Origin of the sequence: Pantoea sp. 22096, from assembly GCF_052045955.1 — a bacterium.
GTDB lineage: Bacteria > Pseudomonadota > Gammaproteobacteria > Enterobacterales > Enterobacteriaceae > Pantoea > Pantoea alfalfae.
In genome coordinates this window covers 165,793-182,291 of sequence record NZ_JBQEPW010000005.1, presented here as the reverse complement: position 1 = coordinate 182,291, position 16,499 = coordinate 165,793, and the positions used below count along the sequence as shown (strand labels likewise).

The following is a 16,499-nucleotide window of genomic DNA, read 5'->3' as shown; positions in this document are numbered from 1 at the left end:
CTCTTAGGGACTTTGATTGATCTCTGGATTAAGGACAACGCGTGTGAATATCAGATTAAAAAAAATAGTTGAAAGCGACGCTACCGGCGGTGTGGTGCTGATTATTGCGGCTGCGCTGGCGATGGTACTGGCCAATAGCGGAGCGACGCAGCAGGGCTATCGCGATTTGCTGGCCATTCCGGTGGAGTTTCGCTTTGGCAGTCTCGATATCAGCAAAGACCTGCTGCTGTGGATTAACGATGCGCTGATGGCGCTGTTCTTCCTGATGGTAGGACTTGAGGTCAAACGCGAACTGGTGATGGGCGCGCTGGCTAAACGTGAACAGGCGCTGTTCCCGCTGATTGCGGCGCTGGGTGGCATGATCGCCCCGGCGATCATTTTTCTGCTGTTTAACGGTGCCGATGCCGCCACCCGCAGCGGCTGGGCGATCCCGACCGCCACCGATATCGCCTTTGCGCTGGGCATCCTGGCGCTGCTGGGAAGCCGCGTGCCGCCTGCTCTGAAAATCTTCCTGATGGCGCTGGCGATCATCGACGATCTCGGGGCTATCGTGATTATCGCGCTGTTTTACACGCATCACCTTTCGATGGCCTCGCTGGGCGTTGCCGCCGCTGCCATTGCCGTGCTGGCGCTGATGAACCTGCTCAACGTGCGCAACACCGGTCTCTATCTGCTGGTGGGGCTGGTGCTATGGGTGGCGGTGCTGAAGTCGGGTGTTCATGCGACGCTGGCGGGTGTCGTGGTCGGCTTCCTGATTCCGCTGGCGAAGAAAGAGGGACACTCTCCGGCGATTCATCTTGAGCATGCGCTGCATCCCTGGGTGCGCTGGGTGATCCTGCCCCTGTTTGCCTTTGCTAATGCGGGTGTGTCGCTGACGGGTGTCTCGTTCGGTAGCCTCTTCTCGCTGCTGCCGCTGGGCATCATGGCCGGTCTGCTGATCGGTAAGCCACTGGGCATTACGCTGTTCTGCTGGCTGGCAGATAAAACCGGCATAGCCAGACTGCCGGAAAATACTCACATCAAAGATATTGCGGCGGTGGGGGTGCTGTGCGGTATTGGCTTCACCATGTCGATATTTATCGCCTCGCTGGCCTACGGCGACATCAGTGCTGAACTGATGACGCTGGCGAAGCTGGGGATTCTGTCAGGTTCGATTCTGTCGGCGGTGCTGGGCTATATGATCCTTGGCTGGCGTCTTAAGCAGCGTGCGGCGTAGGGCATCCTATGGCGCACATTAATTACAATCATCTCTACTACTTCTGGCACGCCTGCCGTGCGGGATCGATTACGGCGGCAGCAGAGGCACTCTCCCTGACGCCACAGACCATTACCGGGCAGATTAAGGCACTGGAGGAGCGCCTGCAGGGCAAGCTGTTCCGGCGTCAGGGACGGGGTCTGGTACCGACGGAACTGGGACAGTTGGTGTTCCGCTACGCTGACCGCATGTTTATGCTGGGTCAGGAGATGCTGGATATCGTTAACTACCGCAAAGAGTCTCATCTGCTGCTGGATGTTGGCGTGGCAGATGCGCTCTCTAAGCAACTGGTCAGTAAGGTACTGGAGACCGCAGTGGTTGCAGAGGAGAAGATTCACCTGCGCTGTTTTGAGTCGACCCACGAAATGCTGCTGGAACAGCTCAGTCAGCATAAGCTGGATATGATTATCTCTGACTGCTCCATCGATCCCACCCAGCAGGAAGGGCTGTTTTCGGTGAAGCTGGGGGAGTGCCCGATCAGTTTCTGGTCCGCGCAGCCGATCACCGATCTCTCTTTTCCGGCTTGTCTTGAGACGCGCCCCCTGCTGATTCCGGGTCGCCGCTCGATGCTGGGGCGCAAAATCCTCAACTGGATCACAACCCAGGGGCTGCAGGTGGAGATTCTCGGTGAGTTTGATGATGCAGCTCTGATGAACGCATTTGGTGCGCGTCAGAAGGCGGTTTTTGTAGCAGCAGCGCTGGACAGGGATCAGCAGGAGGGGAGTTATGAAGTCGGCCGGCTCGATGCGGTGTCAGAGGAGTACCATATACTCTTCGCCGAGCGGATGATTCAGCATCCGGCGGTGCAGCGTCTCTGTCACGCTGACTTCAGCGGACTCTTTCCCCGTCAGAGTACAGACGAAAAAAAACCGGCGTAAGCCGGCTTTTTTAACAAAGCGATAAACAACGGGCGATTAAGCCAGTTTGTTGATCTGTGCAGTCAGGTTTGATTTATAACGTGCAGCTTTGTTTTTGTGGATCAGACCTTTAGCGGCCTGACGATCCACGAGTGGTTGCATTTCATTGAATGCGTTCTGCGCAGCAGCTTTGTCGCCTGAAGCGATCGCCGCGTATACTTTCTTAACGAAGGTACGCATCATTGAGCGGCGGCTAGCGTTATGCTTGCGGCGTTTCTCAGATGTTACGGCGCGTTTCTTAGCTGATTTGATATTAGCCAAGGTCCAACTCCCAAATGTGTTCTATAGAGACAAATCAAAGGCCGAGGACTATGCCCTTCTAACCTGATTTTGTCAATGGATTTGTGCAAATAAGCGTCGCTCTATGAGCAGCACTCGGTTACGTATTTGATGGCGCAAGATTCTACCAGCTTCCCCTCGCTGAATACAGTATTTCGCGACAAAATTCTTAACATGCGCATCTGCAACAGGAAATGCAGCACCTAAAGCATGAAAGGCGTGCTGACGGGTTAACCTGAGTCGCTTTCAAGGGTATAATCCGCCGATTTCCACCGGTTTGGGCCAGCCATGAAGTTTATCCGCGGTATTCATAATCTTAACGAGCAGCATCGCGGCTGCGTTCTGACCATTGGTAATTTCGATGGTGTGCACCGCGGGCATCAGGCGCTGATGTCCCGGCTGTGTGAAGAGGGGCGTAAGCGTAATCTGCCGGTCGTGGTCATGGTGTTTGAGCCACAGCCGCTGGAGCTGTTTGCCGGTGATAAAGCCCCGGCACGCCTGACGCGCCTGCGTGAAAAACTGCGCTATATGGCTGAAGCCGGCGTCGATAAAGTGCTGTGTGTGCGGTTCGACCGTCGCTTCGCAGCCCTGTCCGCCCAGCGTTTTATCAGTGACCTGCTGGTGGACAAGCTGGACGTAAAGTACCTCGCAGTAGGCGATGATTTCCGCTTCGGCGCTGGTCGCCAGGGGGATTTCCTGTTATTACAGAAAGCCGGTGCGGAGTATGGTTTTGAGGTCGTGAGCACCGAAACCTTCTGTGACGGCGGGAAGCGAATCAGCAGCACCGCCGTGCGTCAGGCGCTGGCCGCAGATGATTTAGCGCTGGCGCAGTCGCTGTTAGGTCATCCATTCACCATTTCCGGCCGCGTCGTGCACGGTGATGCACTGGGACGCACGCTGGGTTTCCCCACTGCGAACCTTCCTTTACGCCGCAGCGTCTCACCGGTGAAAGGGGTCTATGCGGTGGAGGTACAGGGTCTGACGCCTGAGCCACTGCCGGGTGTTGCCAATATCGGCACTCGCCCGACCGTAAAAGGTTTACGCCAGCAGCTTGAAGTTCACCTGCTCGACATCAATATGGATCTCTATGGTCGTCACATTGATGTGGTGCTGAAACAGAAAATACGAAACGAGCAGCGCTTTGCCTCACTGGAGGCGTTGAAAGAACAAATTGCGAACGATGTGGTAACGGCCCGGCAGTTCTTTGGGCTGCTTTAACCTGAGCGAAAAACGGAATCGAGAATCTGATGAGTGACTATAAATCTACCCTGAATTTGCCGGAAACGGGATTCCCGATGCGTGGCGATCTGGCCAAACGCGAACCGGGAATGTTGCAACGCTGGTATGCCGACAACCTGTACGGCATCATCCGCGAAGCCAAAAAAGGGAAAAAAACCTTTATCCTGCATGATGGCCCTCCGTATGCGAACGGCAGCATTCATATTGGTCACTCTGTTAACAAGATTCTGAAAGACATTATCGTTAAGTCGAAAGGCATGGCGGGTTATGACTCGCCGTATGTGCCGGGCTGGGACTGTCACGGTCTGCCAATCGAACACAAAGTTGAGCAGATGATCGGCAAGCCAGGCGAGAAAGTCACCGCCGCTGAATTCCGTGCCGCGTGCCGCAAGTACGCTGCTGAACAGGTTGAAGGCCAGAAGGCCGACTTTATCCGTCTGGGCGTGCTGGGCGACTGGGATCGTCCTTACCTGACCATGGATTTCGGCACCGAAGCCAACATCATCCGTGCGCTGGGTAAAATCATCGGCAACGGCCACCTGCATAAAGGCGCGAAGCCAGTGCACTGGTGCCTGGATTGCCGTTCGGCCTTAGCAGAAGCCGAAGTGGAGTATTACGACAAAACGTCACCGTCAATTGATGTGATGTTCAACGCCATCGATGCCGACGCGGTGCGTCAGGCATTTGGCGTAGCACAGGTCAATGGCCCAATCTCACTGGTGATCTGGACAACGACGCCGTGGACATTACCGGCTAACCGCGCCATCTCTCTGCATCCTGAATTTGAGTACCAGTTGATCCAGATCGAGGGCCGTGCCCTGATCCTGGCGAAAGAGCTGGTTGAGAGCGTCATGAAGCGCGCCGGTGTCAGCGAATGGCAGGTACTGGGCGAATGTCAGGGCGCTGCGCTGGAGCTGCAGAAATTCCAGCATCCGTTCCTGGCGCTGGCGTCGCTGGTGGTGCTGGGCGATCACGTGACGCTGGACGCGGGTACTGGTGCAGTTCACACCGCTCCAGGCCACGGTCCGGATGACTATGTCATCGGTCAGAAATATGGCATCGAAACGGCGAATCCGGTCGGACCGGATGGCACTTATCTGCCAGGCACATATCCGACGCTGGATGGGATTAACGTTTTTAAAGCCAACGACATGATCGTTGAGCTGCTGAAAGAGAAGGGCGCGCTGCTGCACGTTGAGAAACTGCTGCACAGCTACCCGCACTGCTGGCGCCATAAAACGCCGATCATCTTCCGCGCCACGCCGCAATGGTTCATCAGCATGGATCAGAAAGGACTGCGTGCGCAGTCGCTGAAAGAGATCAAAGGCGTACAGTGGATCCCGGACTGGGGCCAGGCGCGTATCGAATCGATGGTAGCGAACCGTCCTGACTGGTGTATCTCCCGTCAGCGTACGTGGGGCGTCCCAATGGCGCTGTTCGTTCATAAAGAGAGCGAAGAGCTGCACCCGGACACGCTGGCGCTGATGGAGAAAGTGGCGCAGCGCGTTGAGCAGGATGGGATTCAGGCCTGGTGGGATCTCGACCCGCGCGAACTGATGGGCGACGATGCCGATCATTACGTTAAAGTGCCGGATACGCTGGATGTCTGGTTTGACTCCGGTTCTACCAGCTACTCCGTGGTGGATGCGCGTCCTGAATTTGGCGGACATGCGCCTGATCTCTATCTGGAAGGCTCCGATCAGCATCGCGGCTGGTTTATGTCCTCGCTGATGATCTCCACGGCGATGAAGGGCAAAGCGCCTTATCGTCAGGTACTGACGCACGGTTTCACCGTGGATGGTCAGGGCCGCAAGATGTCGAAGTCGATCGGCAACACCGTTGCACCGCAGGATGTGATGAACAAACTGGGCGCCGATATTCTGCGTCTGTGGGTGGCCTCAACCGACTACTCGGGTGAAATGGCGGTCTCCGATGAGATCCTGAAGCGCTCTGCCGATGCCTATCGTCGTATCCGTAACACCGCGCGTTTCCTGCTGGCTAACCTCAGCGGCTTCAACCCGGCCACCGATCTGGTGAAACCGGAAGAGATGGTGGTGGTGGATCGCTGGGCAGTGGGTCGCGCACAGGCGGCACAGGCCGATATCGTTGCCTCTTACGAGAACTACGATTTCCACGAAGTGATCCAGCGTCTGATGCAGTTCTGCTCAATTGAGATGGGCAGCTTCTATCTCGACATCATCAAGGATCGTCAGTACACCGCGAAAGGCGATGGCCTGGCGCGTCGCAGCTGTCAGACCGCGCTGTGGCATATCGTCGAAGCGCTGGTACGCTGGATGGCACCGATCATGTCCTTTACAGCGGATGAGATCTGGGGCTACCTGCCAGGCGAACGTGCACAGTATGTCTTCACCGAAGAGTGGTATCAGGGTCTGTTTGGCCTGGCAGAAGATGAAGCGCTGAATGACGCCTACTGGGCTGAGCTGCTGAAAGTGCGTGGCGAAGTGAACAAGGTGATCGAGCAGGCGCGTGCGGATAAACGTATCGGTGGCGCACTGGAAGCGACGGTGACGCTCTATGCCGATCCGGAACTGGCTGCTAAGCTGCAGGCGCTGGGCAATGAGCTGCGTTTTGTGCTGCTGACCTCTGGCGCACAGGTAGCGGATTACGCACTGGCGAATGACGAAGCGCAGCAGAGTGAGCTGCTGAAAGGTCTGAAAATCGCGCTGCACAAGGCGGAAGGCGAGAAATGTCAGCGCTGCTGGCATTACACTACCGACGTCGGACAGAATCCTGAGCATGCTGAGGTCTGTGGTCGTTGTTACACTAACGTAGCCGGTGACGGCGAACAGCGTGAATTTGCCTGATGCGTAAACCTATTTTATCAACCGGATTGCGCTGGCTGTGGCTGGTGCTGGTGGTGATTGTTGTCGACTTCGCCAGTAAGCAGTGGGTGATGAACAACATGATGCTGCATGAAACCCAGCCGCTGATGCCTTATCTGAATCTGTTCTACGCGCACAACTATGGCGCGGCGTTCAGTTTCCTGGCGGACAAAGGCGGCTGGCAGCGCTGGTTCTTTGCCGGTATTGCGCTGGCTATCGTGATCTCGCTGGTGGTGATGATGTACCGCAATCACGCCAGCCAGAAGATGGCTAACATCGCCTATGCTCTGATCATCGGCGGCGCGATAGGCAATTTGTTCGATCGCTCATACCATGGCTTTGTGGTCGATTTTATCGATTTCTATGTCGGTAACTGGCACTTCGCTACATTTAATATCGCTGACTGCGGCATCTGTATCGGTGCGGCATTGGTGGTGCTGGAGGGCTTTTTCAGCCCGAACGGCAAACAGGCTAAACAGAAAGGGTAAGTGATGACTGAGTGCGTACAGCGCGAAAGCGCGGTGTTGGTGCATTTTACGCTGAAGCTGGAAGATGGCTCGACGGCGGAATCGACCCGTGCAAACGGCAAGCCCGCGCTGTTCCGTCTCGGTGATGGCAGCCTCTCTGCAGCACTTGAGCAGGCACTGCTGGGGCTGAAAGCGGGTGAAACTAAACAGTTTACCCTGGAACCGGACGACGCCTTTGGCGGCGTCAGCCCTGACCTGATCCAGTATTTCTCGCGTCGGGACTTTATCGATGCGGGTGAGCCGGAAGTGGGAGCCATCATGCTGTTCAGCGGCATGGGCGGCAGTGAAATGCCTGGCGTGATCCGTGAAATCTCCGGTGACTCTATCACTGTGGATTTCAACCATCCGCTGGCAGGTCGTCGTATTCAGTTTGATGTAGAGGTGCTGGAAATCGATCCCGCACTGGAGGCCAACGATGCAAATCCTGTTAGCTAATCCGCGCGGCTTCTGCGCTGGCGTTGATCGTGCCATCAGTATTGTTGAGCGCGCGCTGGAGATGTATGGCGCGCCCATCTACGTCCGTCACGAAGTGGTGCATAACCGTTATGTGGTAAACAGCCTGCGTGAGCGCGGTGCCATCTTCATTGAAGAGATCAGTGAAGTGCCGGATAACGCGATTCTGATCTTCTCCGCGCACGGTGTTTCTCAGGCAGTGCGTGCCGAAGCTAAAGCGCGCAATCTGACTATGCTGTTCGACGCCACCTGTCCGCTGGTGACCAAGGTGCATATGGAAGTGGCACGCGCCAGCCGTAAAGGCGTTGAGGCAATACTGATTGGTCATGCGGGGCATCCGGAAGTCGAAGGCACCATGGGGCAGTACAACAACCCTAATGGCGGCATGTATCTGGTGGAGTCACCGGAAGATGTCTTCAGACTGACCGTCAAAGACGAAAACAATCTGAGCTTCATGACGCAGACCACGCTGTCGGTGGATGACACCTCTGACATCATTGATGCTTTGCGCCAGCGCTTCCCGGCGATTATCGGGCCGCGTAAAGATGATATCTGCTACGCCACCACCAACCGTCAGGAAGCCGTTCGTACGCTGGCGAAAGATGCGGAAGTGGTGCTGGTGGTAGGGTCGAAGAACTCCTCGAACTCCAACCGCCTGGCCGAACTGGCACAGCGTGCCGGTAAGCTGGCGAAGCTGATCGACTCTGCGGATGATATTCAGGAAGAGTGGGTAAAAGGCGTAGCCTGTATTGGTGTAACCGCGGGTGCCTCAGCCCCCGATATTCTGGTGCAGCAGGTGATCCAGCGACTGCGTGAGCTGGGTGGCGAAGCGGCGATTGAGCTGATTGGTCGTGAAGAGAATATCGTCTTCGAAGTGCCAAAAGAGCTACGTGTCGACGTACGCAACGTGCAGTAGCGTTCTGATTTACCTGCTAAAAAGGCCGACTCTGTTCGGCCTTTTTTGTTTTTTTGGTCAGACAGAAAAGACTGTTTTTTGCGGGCGTAATTGCTTTTACTGATAATCACAGGCGGCTGGCATAAAATTCTTATTATCACGGATTAATAGTGGCGTGACTGTTAACTCGTCGTTAACCTGATGACGCTTTGTATGCATAGATTTGCTTTAGGAATGAATAAATATGAACACTATCCGGATTGCTATTGTGGGCGCGCCGGGCCGAATGGGCCGTAATCTGATTCAGGCGACACAGCAGGCAGAGGGCGTAGAACTGGGTGCAGCACTGGTACGCCCGGGTTCATCGCTGACGGGCAGCGACGCTGGTGAATTAGCAGGCATCGGGAAGAATGGCATCCTCATCGCAGACGATTTACGCGCGGTGATTAACGACTTTGATGTGTTGATCGACTTCACCCGGCCGGAAGGCACGCTGGAGTATATGGCGATCTGCCGTGAGCAGGGTAAAGCGATGGTCATTGGCACCACCGGTTTTGATGAGGCAGGCAAAGCGGCCATTCGTGCGGCGGCGGAAGATATCGCCATCGTGTTCGCCGCTAACTTCAGTGTGGGGGTTAACCTGGTGCTGAAGCTGCTGGAGAAGGCCGCTAAAGTGATGGGCGAGTATGCGGACATTGAGATCGTTGAAGCGCACCACCGTCATAAAGTGGATGCGCCGTCTGGCACCGCGCTGGCGATGGGGGAGGCAATAGCCGACGCGATGCAGTGGAAACTGGATGAGCATGCAGTCTATACACGTGAAGGCCATACGGGTGAACGCCAGCCACAGACCATCGGTTTTGCGACGGTGCGCGCAGGTGACATCGTCGGTGAGCATACGGCGATGTTTGCAGATGTTGGCGAGCGGGTAGAGATTACACACAAGGCTTCGAGCCGTATGACCTTTGCAAATGGCGCAGTTAAGTCGGCTTTATGGTTGAAAGATAAGAAATCAGGGCTTTACGATATGCGCGATGTGCTGGATTTGTCGATGTTGTAAGTGTTGTGAACCATCGTGATGTGGTTATTTCAATCGTTAATAACTTGATTGAAAAGGGGCAATGATTTCATTGCCCTTAATTTTATCTAAAAACCAGGGTTAGGATGTAAAATTCTGCTCTGGCGCTTATTTTTATCCATTTACGTCCTTTTATTACCCGGCTGGATGCTATTTTTGACCATTTGGTCAAAAATAAAGAGGCGGTTGCGCTAATTTAGTTTTTAGGCTGCCTGGCAAACGATTATTTAGCCGAGTTTTCCCCTCTTTTTGCCGCTCATGCCCGTTTTTTTCCTCATAAGGCAGATAAGTATGAAAAAATTCCACTGCAGGGTAGACAATGACCAGGGCGATCATTAGAATGCGCGCAATTTGCCAAAAATCGACAATTCAGGCGGTTTTTGCATTGATTCAGGCGGCTGTTTTGAATTAATATGCAGATATATTGACTGTTTATTCCCTGGAGGATGTTTTGATCAAGTCAGCAATCCTGGTTCTGGAAGACGGAACCCAATTCCACGGTCGGGCCATAGGGGCAACAGGATCGGCAGTGGGAGAAGTCGTTTTCAACACTTCAATGACCGGTTATCAAGAAATCCTCACTGATCCTTCCTATTCCCGCCAAATCGTCACTCTCACTTATCCCCATATCGGTAATGTCGGTGCTAATGCCGCCGACGAAGAATCCAGCCAGATTCATGCGCAGGGCCTGGTTATTCGTGACCTGCCGCTGATTGCCAGCAACTTCCGTAGCGAAGAGGGCTTATCTGCTTACCTGCAGCGCAACAACATCGTGGCGATTGCCGATATTGATACCCGCAAGCTGACGCGCCTGCTGCGTGAGAAAGGGGCGCAGAACGGCTGCATCATTGCGGGCGATAATCCGGATGCTGCGCTGGCGCTGCAAAAAGCCCAGGCGTTTCCGGGACTGAAAGGAATGGATCTGGCGAAAGAGGTCTGCACTACGGAGACTTACAGCTGGCAGCAGGGCAGCTGGACGCTGGACGCGGGTCTGCCAGAGCAGGCTACTGCGGAGTCGCTGCCTTATCATGTAGTGGCTTACGATTACGGCGCTAAGCGCAACATCCTGCGCATGCTAGTCGATCGCGGCTGTCGTCTGACCGTGGTTCCGGCACAGACACCTGCCGAAGAGGTTCTGAAGCTGAGTCCTGACGGCATTTTCCTCTCCAACGGTCCCGGTGACCCGGAGCCGTGCGACTACGCGATCAGCGCGATTCAGTCCTTCCTGAAGACAGAGATTCCGGTATTCGGTATCTGCCTGGGGCATCAGCTGCTGGCGCTGGCCAGCGGGGCTAAGACCGTGAAGATGAAGCTCGGCCACCACGGCGGCAACCATCCGGTGAAAGATCTCGAAAAAAACCGCGTGATGATTACCGCGCAGAACCACGGTTTTGCGGTCGATGAGAACAATCTGCCTGCGAACCTGCGTGTCACCCACATTTCGTTGTTCGATAAAACGGTGCAGGGCATTCATCGCACTGATAAGCCTGCATTCAGCTTCCAGGGACACCCGGAAGCCAGCCCGGGTCCGGGTGATGCCGCACCGCTGTTTGACCACTTTATTGAATTGATTGACGCATTCCGTCTGCAAGCGAAGTAATCAGGAGCTAATACATGCCAAAACGTACAGACCTAAAATCCATCCTGATTCTTGGTGCCGGTCCGATTGTGATCGGCCAGGCCTGCGAATTTGACTATTCCGGTGCGCAGGCGTGTAAAGCGCTGCGTGAAGAGGGTTACCGCGTCATTCTGGTAAACTCGAACCCGGCGACGATCATGACCGACCCGGAAATGGCCGATGCGACCTACATTGAGCCGATTCACTGGGAAGTGGTGCGCAAAATCATCGAAAAAGAGCGCCCGGATGCGGTATTGCCAACGATGGGCGGACAGACAGCGCTGAACTGTGCGCTGGAGCTGGAGCGTCATGGCGTGCTGGAAGAGTTTGGCGTCACGATGATTGGCGCGACGGCTGATGCGATCGACAAAGCGGAAGATCGTCGTCGCTTCGACGTGGCGATGAAAAGCATCGGTCTGGATACCGCGCGCTCCGGCATTGCGCACACCATGGAAGAAGCGCTGGCCGTGGCAGAAGATGTTGGCTTCCCGTGCATTATCCGTCCCTCATTTACTATGGGCGGAACCGGTGGCGGCATCGCCTACAACCGCGAAGAGTTTGAAGAGATTTGCGAACGTGGTCTCGACCTCTCACCAACCAATGAGCTGCTGATTGATGAGTCGCTGATTGGCTGGAAAGAGTATGAGATGGAAGTAGTGCGCGATAAAAACGACAACTGCATCATCGTCTGCTCAATTGAAAACTTCGATGCGATGGGGATCCACACCGGTGACTCCATCACGGTGGCGCCTGCCCAGACGCTGACCGACAAAGAGTATCAGATCATGCGTAACGCCTCGCTGGCGGTACTGCGTGAAATCGGTGTTGAGACCGGTGGCTCCAACGTGCAGTTCTCGGTTAACCCGAAAGATGGCCGCCTGATTGTCATTGAGATGAACCCACGCGTGTCGCGCTCTTCGGCGCTGGCGTCAAAAGCGACTGGCTTCCCGATTGCTAAAGTGGCGGCCAAACTGGCAGTCGGCTACACCCTCGACGAGCTGATGAACGATATCACTGGCGGTTTAACACCAGCCTCGTTTGAACCGTCAATCGACTACGTCGTCACCAAGATCCCGCGTTTCAACTTTGAGAAATTTGCCGGTGCCAACGATCGCCTGACCACGCAGATGAAATCGGTGGGTGAAGTGATGGCGATTGGCCGTACTTTCCAGGAGTCCATGCAGAAAGCGCTGCGCGGCCTGGAAGTCGGCGCTAACGGTTTTGACCCGAAAGTGCACCTTGATGACCCGGAAGCGTTAACCCGCATCCGCCGCGAGCTGAAAGATGCCGGTTCAGACCGCATCTGGTACATCGCTGATGCATTCCGTGCCGGTATGTCAGTAGATGGCGTGTTCAATCTGACCAACATTGACCGCTGGTTCCTGGTGCAGATTGAAGAGCTGGTACGGCTGGAAGATCAGGTGGCAAGCGAAGGGGTGAATAGCCTGGATGCCACGTTCCTGCGTACTCTGAAGCGTAAAGGCTTTGCCGATGCGCGGCTGGCGACGCTGGCAGGTGTGGCTGAGAGCGAAATCCGCAAGCTGCGTCAGCAGTTTAACCTGCATCCGGTTTATAAGCGGGTGGATACCTGTGCCGCCGAGTTCGCGACGAATACGGCCTATATGTACTCCACCTATGAGGAGGAGTGCGAAGCCAACCCGAGTCCGGATCGTGAAAAAATCATGATTCTGGGGGGGGGGCCAAACCGTATCGGTCAGGGTATCGAATTCGACTACTGCTGCGTTCATGCCGCTCTGGCGCTGCGTGAAGATGGTTACCAGACCATTATGGTGAACTGTAACCCGGAAACGGTCTCGACCGATTACGACACCTCTGACCGCCTCTACTTTGAGCCGGTCACGCTGGAAGATGTGCTGGAGATTGTGCGCATCGAGCAGCCAAAAGGCGTCATCGTACAGTATGGCGGTCAGACCCCGCTGAAACTGGCGCGTGCGCTGGAAGCCGCAGGCGTACCGGTTATCGGCACCAGCCCGGATTCTATTGACCGTGCGGAAGACCGTGAACGTTTCCAGCAGGCGGTTGATCGCCTGAAACTGAAGCAACCAGCTAACGCCACGGTAGCGACGCTGGAGCAGGCAGTCGAGAAAGCGGCTGGCCTGGGTTATCCGCTGGTGGTGCGTCCTTCTTATGTACTGGGTGGCCGTGCCATGGAGATCGTCTACGACGAGATCGACCTCAGACGTTACTTCCAGACGGCAGTCTCGGTTTCCAATGATGCGCCGGTACTGCTGGATCGCTTCCTGGATGATGCTGTCGAAGTGGATGTGGATGCGATTTGCGACGGTGAGCGGGTGCTGATTGGCGGCATTATGGAACACATTGAGCAGGCTGGTGTTCACTCCGGTGACTCCGCCTGTTCACTGCCGGCCTACACGCTGAATCAGGAGATTCAGAATGTGATGCGCCAGCAGGTTGAGAAACTGGCGTTTGAGCTGAACGTTCGTGGCCTGATGAACGTTCAGTTCGCGGTGAAAGACAACGAAGTCTATCTGATCGAAGTGAACCCACGTGCGGCGCGTACCGTTCCGTTCGTTTCTAAAGCGACCGGTGTACCGCTGGCGAAAGTGGCTGCGCGCGTGATGGCAGGTAAAACACTGGCAGAGCAGGGCGTGACGGAAGAGGTGATCCCGCCTTACTACTCGGTCAAAGAAGTGGTGCTGCCGTTCAACAAGTTCCAGGGCGTTGACCCGATTCTGGGTCCAGAAATGCGCTCAACTGGTGAAGTCATGGGTGTGGGCCGCACGTTCGCTGAGGCGTTCTCCAAAGCGATGCTGGGTGCCCAGAGCAATATGAAGAAGTCAGGCCGTGCGCTGCTGTCTGTGCGTGAAGGCGACAAGAAACGTATCGTCGACCTGGCCGCGAAGCTGCAGAAGTTTGGTTTCGAACTGGATGCGACTCACGGCACCGCGGTGGTGCTGGGCGAAGCGGGCATCAACCCGCGCCTGGTCAACAAGGTGCATGAAGGACGTCCGCACATTCAGGACCGCCTGAAGAATGGCGAGTATAGCTACATCGTCAATACAACGGCGGGTCGTCAGGCGATTGAAGATTCGAAGCTGATTCGCCGCAGCGCACTGCAGTATAAAGTGCATTACGACACCACGCTGAACGGCGGCTTCGCCACCGCGATGGCGCTGAATGCAGACCCGACGGAACAGGTTATCTCCGTTCAGGAAATGCATGCCCAGATAAAGGCGATGTAAGGTAATGTAATGTGAAAAACGGCTCCTTCGGGAGCCGTTTTTTTTGCCACTTCTCTAGCGATAATCCGAAATTGAGGTCCAGGAAGAGTCTGGAGTTTGCGTTAAAGTAACTGATTTGGCTTAATTTTTTAGCTATAGGTGCGAATAACGCCGGTTCGCACAAATTTATAAGATAAACACTTCCTGTGCGGATTTTTCGCCAGTACTATGCCTGCCGCTCATCACTGGAGCGTATCAGGACATAAATAAAAAATGAAAATGCGTACTTTTTCTCTGAGTGCAGTGGCTGCACTGATGGCTATTCTTCCTTTCGCCAGCCAGGCGGAAATTACCCTGTTGAAACAGGATCCGCAGGCGGGCGATCCACTTAGCCGCCTTACGCTGAATGTTGGCGGCAGCATCCGTGCTCAGGTCAATCATCAGACCGGCGTGGATGACAAATCCTACAAGCGCGACGGTTTCGATGGTGGCACCCGTTTCCGTTTTGGCGCTGACTATTACCTGTTTGATGACGTGAGCTGGATCAGCTACTACGAGCTGGGTGTTAACGTTCCGGCGGTGTTCAGCTGGGATCGTCACTATGCCGATGGTGCCAATAACACCACGCGTCGCCAGCTCTACACCGGTCTGAAAAGTAAAACCTGGGGTCAGCTTACCTTTGGTCAGCAGAACAGCGTCTATTATGACACCGTGGGCGCCAAAACGGATATCTGGGATTACGACATGATCGGCCAGGCACCGGGCAACGGAATCAACGGCGACTATGATGGATCTTACCGTTCACGTAAGCAGCTGAAGTACAAAAACAGCTTCGGCGACGCGGATATCTACGCTTCTTATCTGTTCGAAGATAACGAGTATCTGCCAGGCAACGGCCTGCGCTATAAGCGCAAAGGCGGCGGCTCACTGGGCGTGGATTACCACATCACTGAGGATCTGAGCTGGGGCACGGCGTGGAACTACACTCGCGCGGCGATGCGTAATCCGAACAACGGCGACAGCCGCGATTACGACCAGAACATCTACGGCACCGCACTGAGCTGGACACCAGGCAACTGGACGCTGTCAGCCGGTGGCGGCTGGTATCAGAACTTCATGACCACCAAACGCAAAGATGTGCATGACTACTTTGCTGGCGATGCGTGGGGCATTGAATATTTCGCCGGTTACAAGATCCCGGTGGCGCAGTACGGTCTGAAAGCCATCCAGCCTTATGTCATGGGTGACCGCATCGAGTATGCGACTGGCCGTGATTACCAGCGCATCGACAACGGTCTGGGTGTGACGCTGTTCCTCGACTACGGTTTCCGTGTTGATTACGAACATGTCTTTACCTCCAGCACCGATAACCTGGGTGATATGAATCTGGTGCGTCTGCGCTACGACTTCTGATAACCCTGACGGCTCCTGCGGGAGCCGTTTTCTTTTGCGCACGCTTTTTGTGCCAGCCTGAGGCCAGTCGCTGGCGCGCTGCGGCAAACTGACGCGATTACGCGGTGAAAAACGCTGCACAGGCCGCGAAAAACGGCATCATGAAAAGCTTTACGCAAATAGACCTTTCCCCCTATCGACGAAAGTTTCACCTTTACGTATCATGGCGCCAATTTTTTTCAGTGAGTGGTTAACATGATTAGTCTTATCGCGGCATTAGCAGCAGATCGCATTATTGGAATGGAGAACGCCATGCCGTGGGACCTGCCTGCAGATCTGGCGTGGTTCAAGTGCAATACGCTGAAGAAACCGGTGATTATGGGGCGATTGACCTTTGAATCCATTGGCCGTCCGTTACCTGGACGACTGAACATTGTTGTCAGCAGTAAGCCAGGCACCACAGAAGGCGTGACCTGGGTTACGTCGCTGGATGAGGCGTTACAGGCAGCCGGAGACGCTGAGGAGATCATGGTGATTGGCGGTGGCCGCGTCTATGAGCAGATGCTGAAGCGTGCCGATCGTCTTTATCTGACGCACATTGATGCGGAAGTAGAAGGTGATACGCAGTTCCCGGATTACGAGCCGGACGAATGGCAGTCCACTTTCAGCGAATTCCACGACGCTGATGAGCAGAACTCTCACAGCTACTGTTTTGAGATCCTCGACCGTCGCCGTTAATCCTCTTTCCGCCTGGCTGTAACCTGGCTGTCATCTCTGTTCATTAGCATTGCTTCTTTTCT

The 16,499-nt window shown here is 55.0% G+C and carries 13 protein-coding genes; 12 read left to right on the top strand and 1 reads right to left on the bottom strand.

Going from position 1 to position 16,499, the window contains the following annotated elements; all coding sequences use genetic code 11:
* Nucleotides 1-43 precede the first annotated feature (43 nt).
* Complete coding sequence (nhaA, locus tag ACTJKZ_RS16910; protein ID WP_440829860.1) at nucleotides 44-1,216, top strand: Na+/H+ antiporter NhaA; 1,173 nt, start codon at nucleotides 44-46, stop codon at nucleotides 1,214-1,216.
* Nucleotides 1,217-1,224: 8 nt separating this feature from the next.
* Nucleotides 1,225-2,133, top strand: a complete 909-nt coding sequence (nhaR, locus tag ACTJKZ_RS16905) for a transcriptional activator NhaR (RefSeq protein WP_161731688.1) — start codon at nucleotides 1,225-1,227, stop codon at nucleotides 2,131-2,133.
* A gap of 36 nt (nucleotides 2,134-2,169) precedes the next feature.
* Here the strand turns inward: nhaR and rpsT are convergent, their stop codons facing one another.
* Nucleotides 2,170-2,433, bottom strand: coding sequence for a 30S ribosomal protein S20 (gene rpsT / locus ACTJKZ_RS16900; RefSeq protein WP_008925553.1), 264 nt, complete (start codon nucleotides 2,431-2,433; stop codon nucleotides 2,170-2,172).
* 306 nt (nucleotides 2,434-2,739) lie between these two features.
* Here rpsT and ribF point away from each other — a divergent pair, with 306 nt between their 5' ends.
* The 10 genes from ribF (at nucleotide 2,740) to folA (ending at nucleotide 16,437) form a co-directional block, all read left to right on the top strand.
* Nucleotides 2,740-3,669, top strand: a complete 930-nt coding sequence (gene ribF / locus ACTJKZ_RS16895; protein ID WP_013356724.1) for a bifunctional riboflavin kinase/FAD synthetase — start codon at nucleotides 2,740-2,742, stop codon at nucleotides 3,667-3,669.
* Between the two features lie 29 nt (nucleotides 3,670-3,698).
* Nucleotides 3,699-6,515 (top strand): isoleucine--tRNA ligase, encoded by a 2,817-nt coding sequence (gene ileS, locus ACTJKZ_RS16890; RefSeq protein ID WP_161731687.1) that lies wholly within the window; start codon nucleotides 3,699-3,701, stop codon nucleotides 6,513-6,515.
* Complete coding sequence (gene lspA, locus ACTJKZ_RS16885; RefSeq protein WP_003854827.1) at nucleotides 6,515-7,021, top strand: signal peptidase II; 507 nt, start codon at nucleotides 6,515-6,517, stop codon at nucleotides 7,019-7,021. Before ileS ends, lspA begins: the two co-directional genes overlap by 1 nt.
* A 3-nt stretch (nucleotides 7,022-7,024) precedes the next feature.
* Nucleotides 7,025-7,495 (top strand): FKBP-type peptidyl-prolyl cis-trans isomerase, encoded by a 471-nt coding sequence (fkpB, locus tag ACTJKZ_RS16880; RefSeq protein ID WP_161731685.1) that lies wholly within the window; start codon nucleotides 7,025-7,027, stop codon nucleotides 7,493-7,495.
* Nucleotides 7,476-8,429 (top strand): 4-hydroxy-3-methylbut-2-enyl diphosphate reductase, encoded by a 954-nt coding sequence (gene ispH / locus ACTJKZ_RS16875; protein WP_003854823.1) that lies wholly within the window; start codon nucleotides 7,476-7,478, stop codon nucleotides 8,427-8,429. The genes fkpB and ispH overlap by 20 nt, the downstream gene beginning before the upstream one ends.
* A 223-nt stretch (nucleotides 8,430-8,652) precedes the next feature.
* Nucleotides 8,653-9,468, top strand: a complete 816-nt coding sequence (gene dapB / locus ACTJKZ_RS16870) for a 4-hydroxy-tetrahydrodipicolinate reductase (protein WP_285086477.1) — start codon at nucleotides 8,653-8,655, stop codon at nucleotides 9,466-9,468.
* 469 nt (nucleotides 9,469-9,937) lie between these two features.
* A complete protein-coding gene (carA, locus tag ACTJKZ_RS16865; protein ID WP_161731680.1) occupies nucleotides 9,938-11,086 on the top strand; it encodes a glutamine-hydrolyzing carbamoyl-phosphate synthase small subunit in 1,149 nt (382 codons plus the stop codon).
* A 14-nt stretch (nucleotides 11,087-11,100) separates the two neighbouring features.
* Complete coding sequence (carB, locus tag ACTJKZ_RS16860) at nucleotides 11,101-14,328, top strand: carbamoyl-phosphate synthase large subunit (protein WP_161731678.1); 3,228 nt, start codon at nucleotides 11,101-11,103, stop codon at nucleotides 14,326-14,328.
* Between the two features lie 252 nt (nucleotides 14,329-14,580).
* A complete protein-coding gene (locus tag ACTJKZ_RS16855; RefSeq protein ID WP_161731676.1) occupies nucleotides 14,581-15,720 on the top strand; it encodes a porin in 1,140 nt (379 codons plus the stop codon).
* A 234-nt stretch (nucleotides 15,721-15,954) separates the two neighbouring features.
* A complete protein-coding gene (folA, locus tag ACTJKZ_RS16850; protein WP_161731674.1) occupies nucleotides 15,955-16,437 on the top strand; it encodes a type 3 dihydrofolate reductase in 483 nt (160 codons plus the stop codon).
* The last annotated feature ends 62 nt before the right edge of the window (nucleotides 16,438-16,499 follow it).